30 protein-coding genes, 1 pseudogene and 1 riboswitch are annotated in these 21,350 nt (G+C 42.2%); of the genes and pseudogenes, 21 read left to right on the top strand and 10 right to left on the bottom strand.

What is annotated here, in order from left to right:
• Positions 1 to 27: 27 nt before the first annotated feature.
• From D2962_RS14370 to purK, 8 genes are all read right to left on the bottom strand, one after another.
• Positions 28 to 684, bottom strand: a complete 657-nt coding sequence (locus D2962_RS14370; RefSeq protein WP_122015388.1) for an MtnX-like HAD-IB family phosphatase — start codon at positions 682 to 684, stop codon at positions 28 to 30.
• 63 nt (positions 685 to 747) lie between these two features.
• Complete coding sequence (locus D2962_RS14365) at positions 748 to 1,881, bottom strand: ABC transporter permease (RefSeq protein ID WP_222927558.1); 1,134 nt, start codon at positions 1,879 to 1,881, stop codon at positions 748 to 750.
• Positions 1,882 to 1,913: 32 nt separating this feature from the next.
• On the bottom strand, positions 1,914 to 2,684 hold the full coding sequence (locus D2962_RS14360; protein ID WP_122015387.1) for an ABC transporter ATP-binding protein: 771 nt from the start codon (positions 2,682 to 2,684) through the stop codon (positions 1,914 to 1,916).
• Positions 2,684 to 3,697 (bottom strand): HlyD family secretion protein, encoded by a 1,014-nt coding sequence (locus D2962_RS14355; RefSeq protein ID WP_122015386.1) that lies wholly within the window; start codon positions 3,695 to 3,697, stop codon positions 2,684 to 2,686. The genes D2962_RS14360 and D2962_RS14355 overlap by 1 nt, the downstream gene beginning before the upstream one ends.
• 11 nt (positions 3,698 to 3,708) lie before the next feature.
• Positions 3,709 to 4,305, bottom strand: coding sequence for a TetR/AcrR family transcriptional regulator (locus D2962_RS14350; RefSeq protein ID WP_120766685.1), 597 nt, complete (start codon positions 4,303 to 4,305; stop codon positions 3,709 to 3,711).
• Between the two features lie 267 nt (positions 4,306 to 4,572).
• Positions 4,573 to 5,736 (bottom strand): FprA family A-type flavoprotein, encoded by a 1,164-nt coding sequence (locus tag D2962_RS14345; RefSeq protein ID WP_425456627.1) that lies wholly within the window; start codon positions 5,734 to 5,736, stop codon positions 4,573 to 4,575.
• A 60-nt stretch (positions 5,737 to 5,796) separates the two neighbouring features.
• On the bottom strand, positions 5,797 to 6,324 hold the full coding sequence (gene purE, locus D2962_RS14340) for a 5-(carboxyamino)imidazole ribonucleotide mutase (protein ID WP_122015384.1): 528 nt from the start codon (positions 6,322 to 6,324) through the stop codon (positions 5,797 to 5,799).
• A gap of 69 nt (positions 6,325 to 6,393) precedes the next feature.
• Entirely contained in the window at positions 6,394 to 7,533 is a 1,140-nt protein-coding gene (purK, locus tag D2962_RS14335; protein WP_122015383.1) for a 5-(carboxyamino)imidazole ribonucleotide synthase, read from the bottom strand.
• Between the two features lie 284 nt (positions 7,534 to 7,817).
• Between purK and ku the strand changes: the two genes are divergently transcribed.
• The gene (gene ku / locus D2962_RS14330) at positions 7,818 to 8,642 is read left to right on the top strand and encodes a non-homologous end joining protein Ku (RefSeq protein WP_122015382.1); all 825 of its coding nucleotides are present in this window, start codon (positions 7,818 to 7,820) and stop codon (positions 8,640 to 8,642) included.
• A gap of 45 nt (positions 8,643 to 8,687) precedes the next feature.
• Here the strand turns inward: ku and D2962_RS14325 are convergent, their stop codons facing one another.
• Positions 8,688 to 9,617, bottom strand: coding sequence for an ATP-dependent DNA ligase (locus D2962_RS14325; RefSeq protein ID WP_120766681.1), 930 nt, complete (start codon positions 9,615 to 9,617; stop codon positions 8,688 to 8,690).
• 127 nt (positions 9,618 to 9,744) lie between these two features.
• Between D2962_RS14325 and ligD the strand changes: the two genes are divergently transcribed.
• From ligD to D2962_RS14315, 3 genes are all read left to right on the top strand, one after another.
• Entirely contained in the window at positions 9,745 to 10,632 is an 888-nt protein-coding gene (ligD, locus tag D2962_RS14320) for a non-homologous end-joining DNA ligase (RefSeq protein ID WP_122015381.1), read from the top strand.
• A gap of 24 nt (positions 10,633 to 10,656) precedes the next feature.
• Entirely contained in the window at positions 10,657 to 10,779 is a 123-nt protein-coding gene (locus D2962_RS19355; protein ID WP_281273684.1) for a hypothetical protein, read from the top strand.
• A gap of 71 nt (positions 10,780 to 10,850) precedes the next feature.
• Positions 10,851 to 11,921: an NAD(P)/FAD-dependent oxidoreductase gene (locus tag D2962_RS14315; protein ID WP_122015380.1), complete on the top strand. Its 1,071-nt coding sequence runs from the start codon at positions 10,851 to 10,853 to the stop codon at positions 11,919 to 11,921.
• 86 nt (positions 11,922 to 12,007) lie between these two features.
• Here the strand turns inward: D2962_RS14315 and D2962_RS14310 are convergent, their stop codons facing one another.
• Positions 12,008 to 12,241, bottom strand: a complete 234-nt coding sequence (locus D2962_RS14310) for a hypothetical protein (RefSeq protein WP_245984730.1) — start codon at positions 12,239 to 12,241, stop codon at positions 12,008 to 12,010.
• 96 nt (positions 12,242 to 12,337) lie between these two features.
• On the opposite strand from D2962_RS14310, the pseudogene D2962_RS19935 reads away from it, so the two are divergent.
• The 17 genes and pseudogenes from D2962_RS19935 to D2962_RS14230 form a co-directional block, all read left to right on the top strand.
• Positions 12,338 to 12,532 (top strand): annotated as a pseudogene (locus D2962_RS19935) (DUF5316 family protein); the annotation flags it as partial.
• Between the two features lie 284 nt (positions 12,533 to 12,816).
• Entirely contained in the window at positions 12,817 to 12,957 is a 141-nt protein-coding gene (locus D2962_RS14305) for a cyclic lactone autoinducer peptide (RefSeq protein ID WP_122015378.1), read from the top strand.
• A 473-nt stretch (positions 12,958 to 13,430) separates the two neighbouring features.
• Positions 13,431 to 14,054 (top strand): hypothetical protein, encoded by a 624-nt coding sequence (locus tag D2962_RS14300; protein ID WP_122015377.1) that lies wholly within the window; start codon positions 13,431 to 13,433, stop codon positions 14,052 to 14,054.
• Positions 14,055 to 14,295: 241 nt separating this feature from the next.
• Positions 14,296 to 14,748, top strand: coding sequence for a hypothetical protein (locus D2962_RS14295; protein WP_120766677.1), 453 nt, complete (start codon positions 14,296 to 14,298; stop codon positions 14,746 to 14,748).
• A gap of 108 nt (positions 14,749 to 14,856) precedes the next feature.
• Positions 14,857 to 14,946: riboswitch (cyclic di-GMP riboswitch) on the top strand.
• Positions 14,947 to 15,044: 98 nt separating this feature from the next.
• A complete protein-coding gene (locus D2962_RS17690) occupies positions 15,045 to 15,152 on the top strand; it encodes a helix-turn-helix domain-containing protein (protein ID WP_162991240.1) in 108 nt (35 codons plus the stop codon).
• A gap of 35 nt (positions 15,153 to 15,187) precedes the next feature.
• The gene (locus tag D2962_RS14285; RefSeq protein WP_122015376.1) at positions 15,188 to 15,508 is read left to right on the top strand and encodes a hypothetical protein; all 321 of its coding nucleotides are present in this window, start codon (positions 15,188 to 15,190) and stop codon (positions 15,506 to 15,508) included.
• Positions 15,509 to 16,354: 846 nt separating this feature from the next.
• Positions 16,355 to 16,831, top strand: a complete 477-nt coding sequence (locus D2962_RS14275) for a hypothetical protein (RefSeq protein ID WP_120766673.1) — start codon at positions 16,355 to 16,357, stop codon at positions 16,829 to 16,831.
• Positions 16,832 to 16,873: 42 nt separating this feature from the next.
• Positions 16,874 to 17,062, top strand: a complete 189-nt coding sequence (locus D2962_RS14270; RefSeq protein WP_120766672.1) for an accessory gene regulator B family protein — start codon at positions 16,874 to 16,876, stop codon at positions 17,060 to 17,062.
• A gap of 47 nt (positions 17,063 to 17,109) precedes the next feature.
• Positions 17,110 to 17,292, top strand: a complete 183-nt coding sequence (locus tag D2962_RS14265; RefSeq protein WP_147421244.1) for a hypothetical protein — start codon at positions 17,110 to 17,112, stop codon at positions 17,290 to 17,292.
• The gene (locus D2962_RS14260) at positions 17,270 to 17,983 is read left to right on the top strand and encodes a LytR/AlgR family response regulator transcription factor (RefSeq protein WP_120766670.1); all 714 of its coding nucleotides are present in this window, start codon (positions 17,270 to 17,272) and stop codon (positions 17,981 to 17,983) included. Before D2962_RS14265 ends, D2962_RS14260 begins: the two co-directional genes overlap by 23 nt.
• A gap of 22 nt (positions 17,984 to 18,005) precedes the next feature.
• Entirely contained in the window at positions 18,006 to 18,848 is an 843-nt protein-coding gene (locus tag D2962_RS14255; RefSeq protein ID WP_122015375.1) for a sensor histidine kinase, read from the top strand.
• Between the two features lie 170 nt (positions 18,849 to 19,018).
• On the top strand, positions 19,019 to 19,348 hold the full coding sequence (locus D2962_RS14250; RefSeq protein ID WP_222927557.1) for a hypothetical protein: 330 nt from the start codon (positions 19,019 to 19,021) through the stop codon (positions 19,346 to 19,348).
• Positions 19,349 to 19,553: 205 nt separating this feature from the next.
• Positions 19,554 to 19,706 (top strand): hypothetical protein, encoded by a 153-nt coding sequence (locus D2962_RS17685; protein WP_162991239.1) that lies wholly within the window; start codon positions 19,554 to 19,556, stop codon positions 19,704 to 19,706.
• A 25-nt stretch (positions 19,707 to 19,731) separates the two neighbouring features.
• Positions 19,732 to 19,974 carry a hypothetical protein gene (locus D2962_RS14245; RefSeq protein WP_122015373.1) on the top strand — a complete coding sequence of 81 codons (243 nt, stop codon included), beginning with the start codon at positions 19,732 to 19,734 and terminating at the stop codon, positions 19,972 to 19,974.
• Positions 19,975 to 20,050: 76 nt separating this feature from the next.
• A complete protein-coding gene (locus D2962_RS14240; RefSeq protein ID WP_122015372.1) occupies positions 20,051 to 20,374 on the top strand; it encodes a hypothetical protein in 324 nt (107 codons plus the stop codon).
• 11 nt (positions 20,375 to 20,385) lie between these two features.
• A complete protein-coding gene (locus D2962_RS14235; protein WP_122015371.1) occupies positions 20,386 to 21,072 on the top strand; it encodes a hypothetical protein in 687 nt (228 codons plus the stop codon).
• A complete protein-coding gene (locus D2962_RS14230) occupies positions 21,059 to 21,340 on the top strand; it encodes a hypothetical protein (protein ID WP_122015370.1) in 282 nt (93 codons plus the stop codon). Before D2962_RS14235 ends, D2962_RS14230 begins: the two co-directional genes overlap by 14 nt.
• The last annotated feature ends 10 nt before the right edge of the window (positions 21,341 to 21,350 follow it).

The following is a 21,350-nucleotide window of genomic DNA, read 5'->3' as shown; positions in this document are numbered from 1 at the left end:
AGCGCGAACCCTTTTTTTTGCTTACTTTTATTCTGCTAAAATTTCAGCTTTTGAATCGATCCAGTTTATAATATCGGAAAAATCATTAAATTCCATGGCGGGGAGCTTATTTTTCTTGCAATACTCCAGGAGTTTTCTTTTGGCAAAGACTTTATCGGCGGATTGTGCCGGGCAGATGTCCGAAAAACCGTCGCCGATGTAGACAGCAAGGCTGCCTTCGGGCTTGAGCTTTTGCATGATTTCGGTCTTGCACACTCCGCACCGTGAGCAGGATTTTGAACCGTAAGGGCAGCGGATATCAAAATTTCGACCATCGATGACAAGTTCATTGGCGTAAAACGGTATATCGGTCAAGCCGTACTTTTCCAGTACCACCTTTATATTAAAATCATATCCGTCGCTCAATATGTAAAGGCCGTAGCCTTTTTCCCGGCACAGGTTTACAAAGGATATAAAATGATTGTCTATTTCCATGTTTTCCTGCAAAAATCTTTTTAGATAATTTTCATCTGCATCAAACATTTTAAAAGTCTCCCGGGCGCATTCCTCGGTGGAAAGCTCGCCCTGCTGCCACCTTTTATCAAGACTCTCCCAGTCTCCTTTTGCAAAGGCTTTCACCATGGCATCGCAGGTGTCCTCTTTGGTGATGGTGCCGTCGAAATCCACAAAAAAGACGAGTCTCATGCAAAAACCTCTCTTTACTAAAGTATCATGTAAGACATTATATCACAGAAAGTAAAATTTTTTCTACTCCAGTTTTTTTCTGAATCTTACTACAGCCAGCACGAATAGGGCAAGGCCGAAGAAGGCCAGAGCCATGGCATCGGAAAAAAGGATGTCGAAACTCACGCCTTTTACTGCTATGCCCCGAATTATCCGAAGGAAATATGTGAGAGGTATGGCGCAACTTATAAGTCGGACGGCCAACGGCATGGCATCCAGTGGGAAGATAAACCCCGATAATATGATGCTGGGCATTATAAACAATACCGTCATCTGCATGGCCTGAAGTTGGGTCCTGGCCACTGTGGAAATGAGGATGCCTATTGAAAGAGCCACTATGATAAAATCAAGGGCTAACATAAATAAAAGTGCAAGGCTTCCTTTTACCGGGACATGGAACCAGAACATGCCGATAGAAAGGGACAATGTAAAATCTATGAGGGCTATGAAAATATAGGGGATGAGCTTTCCCACAATCAGCTCTGCAGGCTTTATGGGGGTTACTATCAGCTGTTCGATGGTGCCCCTTTCCCGCTCCCGAACAAGAGCAAAGGCCGTAAGCATGACCGTGATATTTTGCATCACAAGGCCTATCAGACCGGGAATAGTAAATATCTCTGTCTTAAAAGATGGATTATACTCTACCCGGGGTTTAAATTCTACAGGCAAGGTAATAGTCCCGCTTCCCCTTTTCAGCATCGCTTTTAAAGAAATGTTTCGGGAGAAATTCTCGGCTATTATTACACCGCTGGAAAACACCGTCCTGGCAACAGTGGGGTCCGAACCGTCTATCAACATCTCGGTTTCGACAGGTTCGCCTTTTAAAATATTTCTTGAAAAGTTCGGCGGGATGTGTAATGCCGCCTTTACTTCTCCTCTGTCCATCAAGTCCTGCATTTCGCCTCTACTTGAGGCATATGTGACTACATCAAAATAATCGGAGTTTTTAAATGCCTGGATTAATTCCCTGCTCTGCAGTGTTTGGCTCTCATCCCAGACAACCGTGGGGACATGATCCACCTCCACTTTTACCGCATATCCGAATAAAAACATCATCATCAGAGGCATCATAATGGCGATGCCCAGGCTGGGTCTATCCCTTTTTATCTGAATGAACTCTTTTTTTATAATGGACAATATCCTGCGAAAGCTCATCATCTATCATTCCTTTTTCAGATAAAGTGATGGTTCTATACAAGACTCAAAGGATTAAAAATGTCTTCTATCTTTTCTCCGGTCATTTCTTCCACGTAGTTTATAAAAACGTCCTCCAGATTCCGGGCTTTTTTGTTTCTGACGATTTCTTCGGGATTTCCGAAATCCAGGAGTTTGCCCTTGAACATAAAGCCTATGAGGTTACAGGTCTGTGCTTCATCCATGTAATGGGTGGATACTATTACGGTGATATTTTTTTTAGTCATCTCCCTGATGACCTTCCAGAATATCCGCCGGGAAACCGGATCCACCCCTGCCGTTGGTTCATCGAGGAACAATAAACTGGGTTTATGGATGAGGGCACAACCCAGCGCCAGCCTTTGCTTCCAGCCGCCGGAAAGATTGCCGGCTAAAGTATTTTCCCTCCCTGAAAGGCCCGCCATCCTTATAACTGAAACCTTGCGCTCTTTGAACTCCTTTGAGGGTATGGAGTAAATCTCACCGTAAAAATCCAGGTTTTCCTCCACGGTTAGGTCCTCATAAAGGCTGAACTTCTGGGACATGTAGCCTATATTCTTTTTTATTTGCTCAGAGTTTTTCAAAATGTCATATCCCAGGACTTTCCCGCTGCCGGAAGTGGGTGTCAGGACGCCGCACATCATCCTAATGGTGGTGGTTTTTCCGGAACCGTTGGGCCCCAGGAAACCGAAGATGCTGCCGGCAGGTATTTTCAAACTGAGATTGTCTACAGCCGTAAGATGACCGTATTTTTTGGTAATACCGTTTAATTCCACTGCATAATCCATTATTTCACTTCCCCTGCCGGTAATACTACATCTACTTCCATACCGGGCTTTAAAATATCGGAATACGGTAATTTGACCTTGACCTTGTAGACCACATTTTGCCTTTCTTCTTTTGCCTGGATGTTCCTCGGGGTAAATTCACCTTGAGGGGAGATAAAAATAATCTCCCCTTTGACAACTTTATCTTCATATCTCACATCTAAGGATTGATGTAATTTTACCAGTTTTAAATCTTTTTCGGGGATATATATGTTTATCCAGGGATTTTTTAAGTCTAATATGGTCATGATGGGAGAGCCGGGAAAGACCACTTCTCCGGGCTTAAAATTGCTATAAAGTACAGTTCCGTCCAGTGGTGAGAATATCCTGGACTTTTCGACCATTTCCCTGGCCATGTCCAGCGAAGCTTCCGCCTGAGAATATGCAGCTCTTGCGGCTTTAATATTGTTGGATGTTGATCCTTTAAGCAATAGATCCCTTTGGGCTATGGCCTGATCCAGACCGGCTTTTGCTTTTTCATACTGGCTTCGGGCACTTTCCAGCGCTTCTTTTAAATCCGTTATTTTTTGCTCGGGGATTGCCCCATCTTTAAAAAGCTCTTCATTTTTAGCCAGAAGGTCCTCATAATATTTCACATTTTTTTCAGCCCCGGAAAGCATCGCTTGCGCCTGCTTTACTCCCGCATCGGCAGCTTTTATGGACTCATCCCGGCTTCCTGCCAGCACATCGTCAAGCTGGGCCCTGGCCTTTTCCACCCCAGCTTTTGCCAAAGCTTCCTGAAGTTTTAAGGATGTGTCGTCGAGCTGTACCAGTAAATCACCTTTTTTGACTGCGTCTCCTTCTTTTGCAAAAATGCTGGTTATTTTCCCCTGAATCTCCGAATTTACATTTACCTCATCGGCTTCCACGGTGCCTGAAAAAGTTAAATTTTCCTTTTCATTGGTATACGTGCAGCCTGTAACGGCAAATATCACCGTTATTATGGATAAAAGCAATATATATGCTCTTTTCACAGTATTTCACCTCACTTTGATATGCCATAAAGGAAAATATCGACGATTTTTTGTATTTCCTGTTCCACTTCTTTTTCGGTTAATTTTATAAAAAAGTTCTGCTGTATTATTAGAAACATCAGCATACCCATCAGCGAACGAAGGGCCGTCATCGGGTCTATATCCTCCCTGATATACCCTGACTGGATGCCTTCTGCCATGAAAACTTCGGCCACTTTAATGGCTTTCATGATTACTTTTTCAAAAAAAAGATTTCTTATTTCAGTATTCAGGCTGGATTCCTGCAACATTATTTTTAGCAGGGGGAAGTGCTTCATTATGAGTTTGTAGCGGTTTTTGAGTAAATTTATGAGCCTTTGGCGGATAGTAAGGTCCTTTTCTTCAAATATCTTTGCCACCGGCTCTACCACCACATGGTAACCGTAAATCTCAACGGCCTGGTGGATGATATGATGAAGGATATTTTTCTTGCTGCCGAACCTCCTGAAAAGTGTCACTTCATTTACTCCTGCCGTATCTGCGATTTCCCGGGTACTGGCACCCACAAAACCCTTTTCCGAAAAAACTTTGATAGCGGCTTCGATGATCCGCCGTTCTGTCTCGTCCAATTATCCAACCTCCCTATATAGTGATAAACGGTGTAGACCACCATGCACTTCGTGGCCTTTCAGATAAATGAAAAACGCTTTTTCAGGGTGGTAAAAGCAGTGCATGCAAGTGATTACTTGCATGCACTAAATATATCACGCCTTTCGTTCTATGTAAAGTAGATTTTTAAAATTTATGTGGTTTCCGACTCAAGAATAAATTATAGATAATCATCATACCACTTTGTGGTACTAAAAATCCCCGGCATATTTTACCGGGGATTTTATCTACTTCAAGTTATTTTCCCTGTGTTTTTGCGCTATGGTCTCGGCGAGATTTTCCAGCGCTTTGAAATCCGCTTCTTTAGGAAAGCCCTTTATAAATACCGGGGGGATTACTTCAGCTTTGAGGTTTGCAAGCAAGCCCGACAGCTGGTCTATAGCTTTACTTCCCCAACTGTAGGAACCAATTATGGATATAAATTTTGCCTTGGGCCGCAGGGCGTTGGCCAGATACGTGGCATATATTGCGTCTGGATGGGCTCCGGCCAGAACCGCGGGCGTCCCTATCACCACGGTGGCGGCGTCCACCAGGGCCATGGCCAGCTGACCCAGATCGGTGACCGTAAGGTCAAAGGGTTTTACTATGACTCCCCTTTCTTTAAGTGCCCCTTCCAGATGTTCTACCATCTTTTTCACACTGCCGTGCATGCTCACAAAAGGAATGACCGCTATGTTTCCGGGCTCATCATAGACCCAGCTGTGATAGGCATTGATTATAAATTCGGGTTTATTGTATGCAGGGCCATGGCTGGGGGCTATGATGTCGATGGTGAGGTCCTTTAGTTTATCCAGATTTTTCTGGATGGAGGTCCTGAAGGGCATCATGATTTCCGAGTAATACCGCTTGGCTGATTCATACACCTTGCATTCATCAGTGGCATACATTTCCGATGTAGCCATATGGGAGCCAAGAAAGTCACACGTAAAGAGGATCTTATCTTCTTCAAGGTATGTGAACATGGTCTCCGGCCAGTGGACCCAGGGAGCGTGGATAAAGCGCAGAGTCTTATCGCCCAGGGAAAGGGTTTCGCCGTCCTCCACGGTGATGATTTTATCCTCCGGGATGAGCAGCAGGTCCATAAGCATGGGTTTTGCCTTGGGAGTGGCGAAAACTTTGGCCTCGGGATATTTTTCAAGCACCAGTGAAATACATCCGGAGTGGTCCTGCTCCGCATGGTTGGCCACTATATAGTCCAGTCTTTTGACATCCTTTAATTGTTCCATTAAAAATTCGGCCTTCATGGGGTCTACGGTGTCTATGAGGGCGGTCTTTTCGCTGCCTTCCACAAGATAGGCGTTATAGCTTGTCCCGTCGGGAAGCGGTATAAGGGAATCGAACAGCCTCCTTTCCCAGTGCACCGCTGGGATCATATAAACTCCATCTTTCATCTTATGTAATTTCAAGGTATCTCCTCCAATCATATTTTGCGAATTTCGGATTCCATTCTCTTACTTGCTACTGTTCAGAAAGTCTTCATATCCCATAGATTCCAATTTCTCCGCCTTTTTCTCCACTTCGGCCTTCATGGCTTGCTTATAATCCGCTATCTTTTTCCTTATTTCAGGATATTTTATTCCCAGGATGTGGGCTGCCAGGATGCCGGCGTTTTTAGCGTTGTTGATAGCCACTGTGGCAACAGGGATTCCACCCGGCATCTGCACTATAGATAAAAGGGAATCTAATCCGTTTAAAGCGGATGTTTTAACCGGCACGCCGATGACCGGAAGATTCGTGATGGCGGCCACCATGCCCGGAAGATGGGCGGCGCCTCCGGCACCGGCGATAATCACTTCAAGGCCTCTTTCTTCAGCCTTTTTGGCATAATCGAACATTCTCTGGGGTGTCCTGTGAGCTGAAACTATGGTGATTTCAAAACCTATGCCAAATTCCTCCAGGATTTTAGCGGCGTCCTTTAATACGGGCAAGTCCGAATCGCTGCCCATAATGATGCCGACGAGCACATTTTTTGATTCCATGATGATCCTCCTTTTTATAACCGTGGTCGTTACAATTAAAGCTAACATCTGACCTTCGGCCTCTGACTTCTAGTAAGATTTCACTTTTAGCTTATGTTTTACTATTTCCGCCTTTTCCAGGGCTGTATCTATGTTTTTATCCACTATGGTGACATGCCCCATTTTTCTGAAGGGCTTTGTAGTTTTCTTACCATATATGTGGATGCTGGCGCCGGGAATGGCAAGCACATCTTCGATGCCTGCAAAATTCGGCCTGCCTTCGTAACCCTCTTCCCCCAGGATATTGACCATGACCGCCGGGACCAGCAGCTCGGTGGAGCCCAGGGGAAAGCCTGCTATGGCCCTGATATGCTGTTCAAATTGAGAAGTCGCGCAGGCTTCTATGGTATAATGGCCGGAGTTATGAGGCCTGGGGGCAATTTCGTTTACCAGGACTTTTCCGGCTCTTGTGAGGAACATCTCTATGCCGAAGATGCCCACGCCATCCAGAGCCTCCACGCAGCTTACGGCTATATCGGAGGCCTCCTGCTGAATTCTCTGGTTTACCCTGGCCGGAGCTATAACCGTGTCGCATATATTGGCCCTTTCATCAAAAGCCATCTCCACCACCGGATAGCATTTTATCTCACCTTTTGCGCTTCTTGCTACCATTACCGCCAGCTCTTTTTCAATGTCCACCAGTTCTTCCAGGAAAGAATCACATTTCAGGGCATTTAAAACATCCTGTTTTTCATGGATTACGAAAACACCCCTGCCGTCATAACCACCGTGGCATGCCTTCTGTACAGCCGGGAGTCCAAAATCTATAACCTCTGAATACAGGTCTTTTTCTACCATTTTCCACCTGGATGTGGGTATATGGTTCTGGTTGAGCATTTGCTTTTGTCTTGATTTGTCTTTTATAGTTTCCAGAACTTCCGGTGATGGATGCACGGTATATCCTTCATATACCAGCTCTTTTAACACATCGGTGTTGATATGTTCGATTTCGTAAGTGGAAATATCGCTTTTTTCCACCAGTTCTTTTATTTTTTCAGCGTTGTAAAAATCCGCCACGATCTGGCTGTCGGCCACCTGGGATGCCGGAGACCCGGGCGTTGGGTCCAGCACAAAGACTTTAAATCCGAACTTCCTGGCCTCCTGGGCCATCATTTTCCCCAGCTGCCCGCCCCCTATGATTCCGAGCTTTAAATCCATCTTATTTCCCATTTTTCCCTCTCCAACTATTTTATCTATATTAATAATATATTGTTGAGATTTTTTGTCAATAAAAAATAAGGCCTGCTGACGGCTAACTATCGATACCAGGTTAAGATAAAGTACCTCGCTAACCATCAGCAGGTAGTATTATTTTTTCACCAAATTAGGAGTTTATAATATTAATTTACTGGAAAAACTGCCATTTATCAGAGACCGGATGTAATTAATATGCCTTTTAAATGGAATATTAAAAATGAAACATTAAATATTGAAGAAATGTATGAGGTGGTTTCATGAGAGCTCTATGGCGCGGTTCCATAAGTTTCGGTCTGGTGAATGTGCCCATCAAAATGTATGCGGCCACAGAAAAAAAGAATATAAGCTTCCGCCAGCTTCACAGAGAGTGCGGAACGCCCATAAAATACGAAAAAGTATGCCCTACCTGCGGCAGGAAGGTGGAAGAAGACGAGATAGCGCGGGGATACGAATATGAAAAGGGAAAGTTCGTAATTATAGAGGACAAAGACCTGGAAAGTATTCCCGATGAGACCACCCGCACTATCGATATCGTAGATTTTGTGGATTTACGTGACATAGACCCCATATATTTTGACCATTCATATTTTCTGGGACCCGAGGAGACGGGGCAGAAGGCCTATATCCTTTTGAGGAAGGCTATGGAAGAGGCAGGCAAGATAGCCGTGGCAAAGGTGGTGATAAGGGCGAAGCAGAGCCTGGCATGCCTTCGCCCTTACGGCGAAAACTATATAATTATGGAGACCATGTATTATCCCGAAGAGGTGCGGGATGTCGGCGGAATACCGGTCTCTCCCGATGTAAAACTCCACGAAAACGAGGTCAAAATGGCCGTGCAGCTGGTGAGTTCCCTTTCCACGGAGTTCAAGCCTGAAAAGTATACCGACGACTATCGCAAAGCCCTACTTGACATCATAAGGGCCAAAGTGGAGGGCGAGGAAATCCGGATTCCGGCGCCCAGGGAAGAAAAAGTGGTAGACCTCATGGAAGCTCTGAAGGCCAGCCTTGCTCTGGCGGAAAAGGAAAAGCAGGAAAAAAAGGAAGTCAAGGGCAAGAGGGGCCGCAAGAAAAAGGCGGTTTGAAAGCGGTTAGGTATCGGGCTGTTACTGCTATCGGAAAGCGAATGTCTATACAGAATCAAAATCAACACCTTTAATCACCGGATGCCTCAGGTAGCCTTCATCGGTGAAATCAAGATATTCCACCTGAATTTCCAGCCGGGGTTCGACCCAGCAGGGTTTTTCCCTGGCGGCCAGAGGTGGCATGGTATTAAAAGGACATGCTGCCACCCGGGATTTTGAAAGCAAATCGTAAAGGGCCCGGCTTTCTGCGGCTTTAAGGCCGCTCCCGGCCCTTCCTATATAGATAAAATCCCCATCCTGAAAAATCCCCAGCAGGAGGGAGCGGACCTCGCGGCCTTCAGCCAGATAGCCCCCTATTCTGGCGTTAATCAGCCTCTTATTTTTTATTTTCAGCCATTTATTGCTCTTTTTACCCATTTCATAACGGCTGTCCAGTCTTTTGGCCACTATACCCTCCAGACCTCTCTGTTTTACCACATCAAAAAGTGTGGTGCCTATAACCGGAAAGGTATCCGTGACCACTACGGGGTCTATCGATGGGATTAAAGACTTGAGCAATCTGTCTCTTTCCTGAAAAGTAAGGTTAACGAGTTCATCTCCATCCAGGTAAAGGATGTCAAAGACCACATAAGTCACGGGGATTTTTTCCATCAGGGATTTTACCGTGGCAGGGTCCGAGGCCCAGTCCCGGCGCATGAGCTGCTGAAAAGAGGGTTTTCCGTTTACCAGTGTGATTATTTCGCCATCCAGGACAAGGCTTCGCCCTTTGAAAATATCAAAAAGGCTACTTGCAATCTCGGGGTATTGGAGGGTCCTGGATTTCTTTTTTCTATTGAACAGTTTCACTTCCCCGCTAACATGGGCCAGGATTCTGGTGCCATCCCATTTTATCTGGAAACCGAAATCCGGATCGTCAAAGGGCCGGGGGAAAGTTTCAGGCTCCATGGGATAAAAAGGTGAATGCAGGACAATCATAATATCACCGGGTACTATTATGCCATGTATGAAAATGTATAATGTAAACAAACGCTAAAAATTTTTTCGCTAAAAAGAGGATACTATAAAAATAGAGCTAAATATAATATTAGGCAGGTGAATAATTTTGCCGCAGGTCTATGTGGAAAAGCGGAAACTGAGGCTTACCAATCTTTCCAAAGTACTGTGGCCCGATGACGGCATTACAAAAGCGGATTTTATAAACTATCTGGCGCAGGTTTCCCCCTATATCCTGCCGCACCTGAAAGACCGGCCCATGGTGTTCACCAGGTATCCCGACGGCATATACGGAAAGGCTTTTTACCAGAAGAATATCCCTGAATATGAACCGGAATGGCTGGAGACTTTTGAAACCATTTCCGATGAAGATAAAATCATAAGGTATGCGGTGATAAACGATAAGGAGAGCCTGCTGTGGGCTGCAAACCAGGCCAGCATCGAGCTTCACCCCTGGCTTTCGCGAAAAGGTGCACCGGACTGCCCGGATTTTGCAGTTTTTGACTTTGACCCCATGGAAAATACCGATTTTGAGGATGCCCGGGAGCTGGCCCTGGCTTTGAAAAAACTTCTGGACCTTCAAGGTTTGAAAGGCTTTGCCAAGACTTCGGGAGCCACGGGACTGCAGGTATATATCCCGCTGGAACCGGTTTACACCTATGAGGATGTGCGAATTTTTACCGGCTTTTTTTGCCGGGTACTGGAAAAAACCTTCCCCGAAAAGGCCACTACCGTTCGAAGCGTAGATAAAAGGGAAGGCAAGGTATATCTTGATTATCTTCAGAACATCAAAGGGAAGACCATCATTGCTCCCTATAGCCCCCGGCCCAGAAAGGGAGCGCCGGTGTCATGCCCGGTGACGTGGGAGGAACTGGAGGAAGGTGTTACCCCTGACATGTTCCACATAAAAAATATGTCCGAAAGATTGAGGCAAAAAGGCGATCTTTTCAGCGGCGTGTTAACACAAAGACAGCGCATAGATAAATGGCTGAAATGATTTTTTCATCAGGAGGGGGCTTCTATGAACATAACCTTCGGGTGGTTCCTGGATTTATTGATTATCTCTATTCTTATAATAGCGGGTATGGGGATATTTCATATCATCAGAAATATATTGATGATTTTTTTACATAAACCCAGGTAATTATATCAACGAACATCGGAATGTGAGGAATCGATGCGCTGGCTAAAAAGATTTATACAAGAGGTGAAAAAATGGCGAAAGTTCTGGTTATCGGTGGCGGCCCCGGCGGCCTTTTTGCAGCCGCCGAGGCCGCAGGGAAAGGTTTTGATGTGACCCTCATGGAAAAAGGTAAAATCGGTGAAAATATCCGGTGTGCCGAAGGCTTTTTCGATGTGCTGAAGCTTTTGGGCAAGCCCTGTGCCGGTGTGAGGTTCAAAGTGGAGACGCTGATTATCGATGCCCGCTCTACATATAAATTCGATACCCGGTCCCTTAACCTGTGGATGATAGATAGAAGCACCTGGCAGAAAGAACTTTCCAGGAGAGCCGTTGAAAAGGGTGTCAAAATTATGGAAAATTCTCCGGTTTCACCCAAAGACCTGGAAAATTTAAAAACAAAATACGATTTTATTATAGATGCCAGCGGGGCGCCCCCGGTGACTTCAAGAGCGCTGGGTTTTTCCGACTTCTATAAGCAAAACTCCGGGAAAACGGTACAGTACCTGGTGGAAGGAGATTTTTCACACATTAATAACAGTATGAAGGTTGGTTTTTTGCCGGATTTCTGGGGTTACTACTGGATATTTCCCAAGGGCAGGGATGAACAGGGGAGAGAAACCGCCAACGTGGGAATAGGTGATTTCAACCCGTTATCACCGCGGAATTTGAGAAAAATGCTGGATGAAGTTTTTAAAAAGGAAAGGCTGGACGACGGAAGGCACAGGATTTTAAAGATCCTTGGGGGAATATGCCCCACCAGAATGCCGGAAAAGCTAGTCTATGACAACATCCTACTGGTAGGAGACGCCGCCGGTCTCACCTCACCCCTGCACGGAGGAGGAATAGACATGGCGGTGCTGAGCGGAATCACGGCGGCAAGGGCCCTAGCGGAAGGTCCTGCAAAATATGAGAGCGAACTCAAAAAACTGCTCCAAAAGAGGCTGAAATTTGAAAGCATGGTGGCGGAGGCGTGGAGAAAAAGGAACCTGGACCAGGTGGATAGAATCCTGTCGGTTGCTTGCAAACTGCGGCTTTACAGGCTCATATCCCATCCCCGCCTGATGAATCCGCTGGCCGTAAAATTTTTGGAGATTCTGCTCTAATATTATACATCCCCAGTGTTGCCGGGATCCCCGGGTTATGCCGCATATGGTGCCGGGTGTTACAAATGTTCTATCTATAGGCTGTTTTACTCTTTTATTATCCGTGCAGCGCCGCTTTGCTCCATTATCTCCATCACCCTGGCAGCCTCCTTTTCCGGGGTTTCCAGGATGACAAGGATACCTTCTCTGACTCTGTCCGGTAAAGCATCGGTGTAATATTCTTTTTCTCCGAGACCTTCCCGTTCGGTTTTTATATCGATAATTTCATCGGGGTCTTTTTCAAGGTCCCTCTCCGACTTGGCCATATTAGTGATGATCATATCCTTTCTATTAAAACCCATATTAGTTGTAGAATGTATTATCGGTATCATTTCACTTATTATAAAAGATAGTGGCTTTTTAAGAAAGCGTCTGGTTTTGTTGGCTTTGGAAGTTTAATCATTAGTGGCATTATTTCAGGTTTTATGAGTGAAAACATTTATCGAAGAACAGCAGTAGAGAATGCTGATGAGAGAAGATCCAAGCTTCATTGGTCGGCCAATATTTTTACGTTCAGTATGCCAGGCATTATAGGCTTTTTATTGACATTGTTTTGTAGTTACAACTATTAAGATAATGGAACCCTTTAAATAATTGAGTAACAATATTAGAAAAACAAGTACCAAATTTATAAGGAATATCAAATTTATTTTTATTCTATGCATTTACTTCCTCGTTTCTTTATAAATACTTGTCCTCACTCTTTTCTATTTTCATTATACCATCACCCCTTCGCCTTTCATACCCAAAAAACCGCCAGTTATACCGGAAAAGGCGCCAGTTGTTCCGACTTGGCAGGAAATTACAAAAAAATGTAGAAGAAATCAGTAGAATAAATGGAAAGGAGATGAAGAATATGTTCAAAAAAATCAGAAAAAGCCTTCTTACATATCTGGCATCAATGATAACCTTAGTCGCATTTACAGCCGTAAGCCCCCACAGCATATGGATACTATACGAACCGGATATCCCGGATGCACTGAAGAAAACTTACTGAAAACAAAAAACGGGTAGTAAGGGTTAACAACCCTCGCAAATATCAGAATAGAAAGGAGGCGAAAACTCCATGACGGGATTAAAAAGCAAAATGATAATAAGTGCTGCATGTTTATTCACACTTGTTGGTACGGTCACTGCTGTTAAACCTATGTGCATGGGGTAGTTTTACCGCCCTGAGGTCCCGAAAATCTTGAAAGGGCCAATTAAAAAGAAGAAAGGTGTTATACAACCTTTCTTCAAAAAGAAAAGTAACCATAATGATTATATGCCAGGACAGTAATTTTGTAAAGTAAAAATAAAGGAGGTTTCTGATTATGAAAAAATTTAGTAGTTCAATATTAGTTTTGGTTTTTATAACATTAGTGTTAAATTTTAACGTTTTTTGCTTCAACAGGTAATATTACAGGTGAAAAAATAATTTATAGTGCTGATGAAATCACTGATATAAATGAATTAGAAAAGCGTGCAACTTTGGGAATTACAGATGCTGAAGACCTAATGTTTACAAGTAATATCACTGCAGCTAAAATTCTGAATAAGAATGAAAAATTACAGTTATCACCTGTAAAATATACTGTGCAAAAAATCAAAACTGTGAGATATAAAAACGGGTTATATAAAGATTCCCTCGTCGCTACAGCATTTGTAACTAACTCTTTAAATTATTACGAGGAAAAATATGATAAAACAATAAGTGTAAAATCTGCAATAACAGTTTATTATGATCATTATTATTGGGATGACGTTCTTGATTATGATTTCTATGATATAATTAAATCAGGCGGAAAAATTGTACAAATAGATGATTCACAAGTAAAAGTATCAAGTTTAGAAGTTTTGGCTGACAATTATGGTAAAAGATATAGCGATCCTAACCCTAACACTTTTATTAGCGTTGGCGGATGGATGGACAAATATACAAAAAATAGTCCAACAATAGGAACTTGGTATTATTTAACTGATGGAGAATATGATACATGGTATAATGTTCTTCCAGTAGGTGCACATGTTTCTTCGAAAGTTACAGCAAAACTTATTAGAGGAACTTCAAATTGGACGGTTGAAATAGAATTTTTAAAAGGTACTTTTATTTAATGACCACTTTTAGTATTAGCAAAAAACAAAATCTAACAAAAACAAATGATAATAATCAAATAAAATGTTTTCTCTACAATTTAATACAAAAATAACCTTGATTCTACTGTAAAAACTCAAATATTTGGCGTGTGAATATCTACATATTGTTACTGATTATAATAAAGCACACTATATATTGACCGTAAACTTAGAAAAAGAGGGTTTTTACACCGGAATCAACCTATGAAAGGGTGTAGAAATGGTTAGACATTACATTGTTCTTTCCATAATATTAATAATGACTTTATTACTTATGGGCTGCAATAAAAATAATAAAGAAAAAAACTTAGGGAGAATAAATTTCGAAGGTGAAAGCGAACATTGGAACGCTATAATTCATGAGGAGTATGAGGAAATTTGGGAAAAAGGAGACAAAAACAGATTAGAATATAACCATTCAGTCAAGCAAACTCTTGAATTGATATATAAAGGAAAGGATGATAAAAAACCGGATTTTGTAGACTTTGAATGCAACGGTCCCGCTGGATCTATTGGTCACAGACTTTACGCAGGGGAAAACGGCAATTTTTTTGAAGTTTTTTATCAGGGAGGAAACAATGCCACAATTGCTAGAGAACATGATACTTTTCGCTTAATAATAAGATGGGAAAAAGACAGAGAAGAAATTATTGAATTAAAAGCTGCCAAATAGCGGAAAGGAAAAAAGAAGTAAACCCTTTTCTGGCGGCAGTGATAATCTTCTGTTAAGGCCTATTACAGGATATGTAGATAAAACCTCCGCCATTCACCCCCCCCTAAATACGTAGTAAGGCAAATTTATCAAAAGATAAGGGAGCAAAGCAACAGGTTCTAAGGTGTTTGCAGGTATCATGACAGCCTGGCTGCCGCTGAAAAATATATTGTAAAATGGCCCGCCGTCTTTCCGATATGCGGGTCTTTTTTTGTCCTTTTAACGGATTAAGAAATTACGAAGAAAGGGGGACGAAGGTGACGGCGAAAAAAACAAAATTAAAGGAACTCATCCTCAAAGCTCAAGGAGGAGATAAAGATGCTCTCAATCAAGTAATTGAAAGGTTTAAACCGACTCTTTTATAGTACAGGCAAAAATAAAATTAAGGGAGGCAGGGAAAATGTCCCCATATATTTCAGAAATTTGCAAATATGATTTGGAAGAAGCAAGGATAGCGTCATGGTATATAACCGGGATTAAACGCGAGGCATTGAAAATAGCAAAAAAACAGCAATGCTTAAAAAAGCGCGAGATGTTGATTCTGAATAAACCCATTTGTGATAAAGAAGGGGACTCCATAGAAATGATCGATACTATTGCCGATGTCAATAACATTGTGTCAGAAATAGAAGAAAAGATAAATATTGAGCAGGTTTTACTACATCTTACATTTATCTTGGAACTTCGACCGGTGCCGTTACCGCCACAGTGCTTGTTGTAGAATTTATTAAAGAAATAAAATATTTCAAACTACTACCGACAAGATGGCTTGTATTTATAGTAGCCGAAACAATTGTAATTTCTACCAGCGTTGCAAAAGGTGAATTTACAGTCATAAATCTGCCGCTATATTTACTAAACGGACTATTGATAACGACATCGGCAATGGGAAGTTGACAGATAATAAGTGACAGCCTGGGAAATGTGAAGGGGAAAGACCTTAAGGAAAAAGATAAAGGATAGCAAAGAAATTTTTTGACAGGGGGTTATTAAAAAGGCCTCCTGTTTTAATTTAACTGCTGTCAGATGATGAAACTGATTTAGAAATTGTTCCTAGACTAGGCTGGTCTATACAGCATGAAATGACTCAAAAAGACAGTACCATATATCATTACCTCCATATATGGGATGATGATGGTACTTACAAGGGTAAAGAAACTAACTATTTTTATGTAGATACATTTTGATTAATATATAGATGATGTAATATTTTGGCTCGGGGGAGATGTTTTTTGCATATCTCCCCTTTATTGCTTATTTTTAAACTTCTTGTTTAACCAAATAATAAGATTAAATGCAATAATAATTATAATTACTGCGGGAGAAACTATTCCATATTTGTTATACATAAAAAATACTATCAATACTATAGAAATAGAAATTAATGCTAAAACCAATATTCATTATACCATCCCCTTTCCGCTGTTCATACCCAAAAATCCGCCAGTTGTACCGGAAAAGGCGCCAGTTGTTCCAACCCGGCAGGAAATGATTAAAAAATGTAGAAGGATATAAAAAGTTTATATAAATAGTTAAAGTTAATAAGATTTAAAGACGGAGTGAAACCATGTTTCCCATACTCTGGTACGTGGCGGCTCTCGTATCGGTGCCGGAAGCATTTTTGATCCTGGCCATATCTACGAGAATGATGAAACTAGAAAGATCAAACTATAACAGAATATTTTTGATTTCGGTCATTCAGGGAGGCATCACTCTTATAATAAGAAAAATATCCATGGGAATATCTCAGTATTTTTTATCAAGTTTTCACACGGTTATACTTATAGCGACATTAACTCTGCTGTTTAGCTTATTGTGCAGGGTCAAGGTCCAGCATTGCTTCATACCAATTTTTATAGTGACGGTCATATATGGGTCCATACAATACATCGTTGTTTTAATTGTCTTGAACCGACTTAAAATGCCCCTTTTCATCCTGCAGGAGAATCCCTGGCTGGATGTAGCCCTGTTTTTTCCGGTGGCGGGCATTACCGTCCTGGTTTTTTATCTTATTGACCGATTGAATTTGTTTGAAGGATTATGAGATAAAGCACTTTACATGTATAAAAAAATGAGGTGAAACGGCATGCTTCAAAAATACTCCCGAGCATTGTCAAGGTTGATTGTTCTTGGCGCTGCCCCAGATGTATATGAAACTGAGGTTATAGAATACGGACTCATGATTATTTTGGGCACTCTTCTGAAATTTGCATCTATAATGGCCGTATCTTTTATACTGAACACATTTGCCGAAACTATGATAAGCCTTGTATAAGGCAGCGCCTTCAGGGTATTACCATGATTTTGCTGGGAGTTCTGGGCATGATTGCAAATGTACTCTTTTTTGTCGGGCAAAGGACGTATCTTGCGGCCTTATTTCTGGGGACTTCGGAAGCACTGCTTTTTGTAACTCCTGCAGGGTACAGGCTGCTGAATGCACGTTTTGTTGGAAAAGAAAATCATGGTGGAGAGGATGGCTATCATGGCGAGCATTCTGATATGTGAGGATGATAAAAGCACCCTGGGGATGTTTTGTAAACTTCTGGAGGCAAATCCTCTTATAGATGAAATATATAAAGCCTACACCGGCCGTGAAGCTGTTCAGATAATTAAGGACAAATCCCCTGATATTCTGATTCTCGACATAGATTTGCCGGATATAGATGGTATTCAGGTGGCGAAAATTGCCTGCGACCTGAATCCGGAAGTGGCAATAGCTTTTGTTACGGGATACCCCGATTTTGCGGCAGAATCCTTTGTGGTCCACCCTTATGATTACATCATAAAACCCATTGATGTCCAGAGATTTCAGGAAACAGTAAATAAAATGGCTGCAAGGAGGGAATGCGATACATTAAGAAATAAACTCAAACTGACCGGAAAATTTCCTCTCAGGGCAGATGATGGCATTATTTTTCTTAATCTGGATGATATTATTTTTATCGAAAAAAATGGCAAGGAAACGATCATACATACAACAAATGGGGTGCATAAATGCAACTACAACCTGAAGGATCTGGAGATCAATCTGAATGAAGGGTTTTACAGAGTCCACAAGTCTTATATAGTAAACGTTAACATGATAGACATGATACAGAACATGGGCGATTCTTATATCATAACTTTTCATAATTATGACAAGACCGTTTTAATGAGCAAAAATAGATTCCAGTTTTTAAAGGACAGATTGATATAAATTTTGAGACAGCGGGGTACTGGTGAAAGTGTTTAATAAAAATCTCATAATAATTTTTGCATTTACAGTTCAAATATTTGCCATACTCATATTGAATCAGTGGATGGTTGCTTCCAACCGGCAGCTCTATATGAAAAACCTGCCGTTTTTTATAACGTATCTCCTGGCTTCGCTGGTGCTTTATTTCTATATCGTCAAAACCACTGAAAGCTTAACCCGAAAAGAAATAGAATACAAATCAATTAAAGCTCATTTGAAAGAGATAGAAGAATTGCTGAATACATTAAGCGGCCAGAGGCATCAGCATTCAAAACATATACAAACCATTCAGGCTCTCCTGTATACCGAGGAATACGACGAACTCAAACAATATATAAATGGAATAGCCGGAGAATACAGAACTACCACCGAAATGCTGCGATTGGGGAATATGGCTCTAAATGCGGTGGTAAATGTAAAAAGGGAGCTTATGGCGAGGAATAATATAGTTTTTAAAGCCAACATTATGGCAAAAATACAGGATATAGGTATCAGCTCATGGGACCTTAGTACGGTCATAGGCAATATCCTGGACAATGCCATTGAGGCCGTGCTGGAAAAGCCGGATAACCGGCTGATATGTTTTGAAACGGATTATAGAAAGGAATTTTTCATATTCAGGATATCAAACAATGGCCTTCAGATAGATGAAGATGACCTGGGAAAAATCTTTCAGTCGGGCTATAGCACGAGAGAGCATGAAACACGGGGATATGGCCTTTATGTGGTAAGAAAGATATTAGACAAAGGCGGCGGTAGGATAGAAGTGCAATCAGATCAAAAACTAACTACCTTTGATGTATACTTGCCGGTCAAAATTCTATAAATTGCAAATTGGGATGAAAGACGGTGCCCGAAGTAAAAGGTCAGAAAATCGTTTCCGTAAGAGAAAATGAATGTTCTGGACGATGGTAAAAAGGAACGGTAGGCCCCCAAATGCCGGCTAATAATATATAACCTTATGACGGGTGGTACCGCCAAATGGGAGGTGTTTTCTTGAAAAAAGATTCCCAAAAAAAGAAAAATGAATTTGAAAAAGATATGGAAGATTTACAAGATTGGCTGGATAACCAGTATAACCCCGGGCACTACGTAGGCACAGGCCGTGTCCCAAGACCTATCGGCAGGTTAACTAAATATCCCCTTTTACTCATTATTTTTGGTCTGTTATATTTTGCTCCTGTCATAATAGTTCTCGTTTCTTCGAAATTTACCTGTTCTTCTTTAATATCTTCGATCATTCCTGTCCTCATATCAATTGGTTTCATAATCGGAGGCATTCAAAAATATTCACGAATGAGAAACCGCAAGAAGAGTGAAAAATGATTTTCTGACTGTTCGGCGGGTACCAGGCTGATATTGAAGGCGAACGGCTTTACGTCTGAGAAACGACCCATCAATTTGAAAACTTGAATCATCGATGTCAGGTGCCAGGACGGCCTGTGGTATTACGGGTCCGCCGCTGACTCCGTAATCATAAACGATGTGCCCAGGTTCATACTGTCAAAGAGGATATGACGCTTATAAGAGAGTGTTAAAGCCGGGCGACTTTACGGGTGAGCAGAAAATTTTTACAGCATACGGCAACTATGAGATACTGATTTTCGGTGTGGCGGGGAAAGATGAGTATGTAAATCGCGTGAGCTCCTACCCAATGCCGCCCGACACTGCAGGATGGGAGTAAAGCTTGTGAAAGAGGAGGTTCCGGCATGTTTAAACTTTGGAATCATTCAGCCGGCAATAAAAAAAAGTTGGTTTATACTGCTACGGGGAACGGTCAATACTTAAAAATAATTGGAATATTAGCTGAACGGGGAATTCCATACACCACAAGAAATAACAGCGTTCTTAGAAGCAGCGGCTTTCTGCAGGATCAATTTATTCAATATGAAATATATGTAGATGAGAAAGATGCAAAGAGAGCAAAATCGGCTATTTTTTCATCAATCTAGTTTTAATATTGTGTGTCTTCTTAAAATGTTAAATGTAAATCTACGGGCAGGGAGGTAAATATTATGTCCGGGGTCGATGGATATTATCCCCCGCCAAGAGATAGTTTTTCAATCCGCTTTTTCATACAGGGAAGATAAGGGCGAATACGATTTTTTCGGGGAATTGTTTATCGACGGACGTTTTGAAAAACTGGCTATATGTGTTTTCGAAGAGGATATAGAAAAAGCCGACGCATCGCATTGGAGCAGTAAAGGCGGATTCGTGATAGCAGCTCCGGCGGGAAGCAAGGAGGAAGCGCTGAAGATTGGCAGGGATTTCAGCTTACGGGAAGACGCGGGCTTTCCTATAATGGCGAACCGGCGAGGTGTAATTGGGAGTCATATTGATTACACGGAATAGAGGGTTTGCGGATGAAAAAGCCGAAAATAAAAATCAACTTGAAAGTGGTGTTAATGGCGTTATTAATGCTGTATTTTGGTTTCGGTGTTATCAGGTTTGCGAATTTTTCCCGACCGCAGGAATTCGGAGAAATTGTTTCCCCGGACGCAAACCTGTACGAGGGCTCTCTGATTATTAAAAAAGCAGGCGGTTTTGGGCGTGAGGGAGTAAGGCGGAGCGACGACATAAATAAAATATTGCAGATCCTCAATTATTACAGGGGTTTAAAGCTCGGCAGGACTTTATCGAGGGATTATGATAAATCGAATTATTATGACATATCCCTTCCGGTAAAGCAGGGCTCGAACATCTCTGTGCGCTTTTTTAGGGACGGCTATTTATGGATAGAAAAGGGTGGAGAAATAAACTATTACAGGATCCTGGATGAGAAAATCGACCTTGACTATATGGACCGCATGTTCGACTCCATGGAAAAGACAGGCACAACCGTGCAGCGAAAACTGAAGTTTCCCATGCCGCTGGAATTAACGGGCGTCCAGGGTATGGAGACGGATTTAAACGGTGACGGCATACTCGAGCAAATATTTCTTTACTGTGACGAATACGGCGACCTTTTCAGATTGAGGGTGAATAACTTATCGATAACCAGTTGCGGCAGCCATATAGACAAAAAAAATCGAGCTGGTGGATATCGATAAAAATGATACCGAAAAGGAAATCGCCATTCCGGAAAGCGGCCGCGATGGTGAGTGTGCTGTGTCCTTTTACCGGTACACCCCGGACAACATCATCTTTATCGGAAAAATCGAAGGTTCCCTCTACAATGGAGAAATAGTCATAAATGGCGACGGGACGGTCCAGGGTAAAACCAAAGAAAAATATAAACTGCAGACTCATCATCTGTCAGGTGGCCTTCTTCTTGCTTCTGGCGCACCAGAAACGGAAAAAAAACACTGTACCAAATGAAACTCAAGTA

This window comes from Biomaibacter acetigenes, from assembly GCF_003691585.1.
Classification (GTDB): domain Bacteria; phylum Bacillota; class Thermosediminibacteria; order Thermosediminibacterales; family Tepidanaerobacteraceae; genus Biomaibacter; species Biomaibacter acetigenes.
This window is presented reverse-complemented; position numbering and strand designations above follow the sequence as displayed.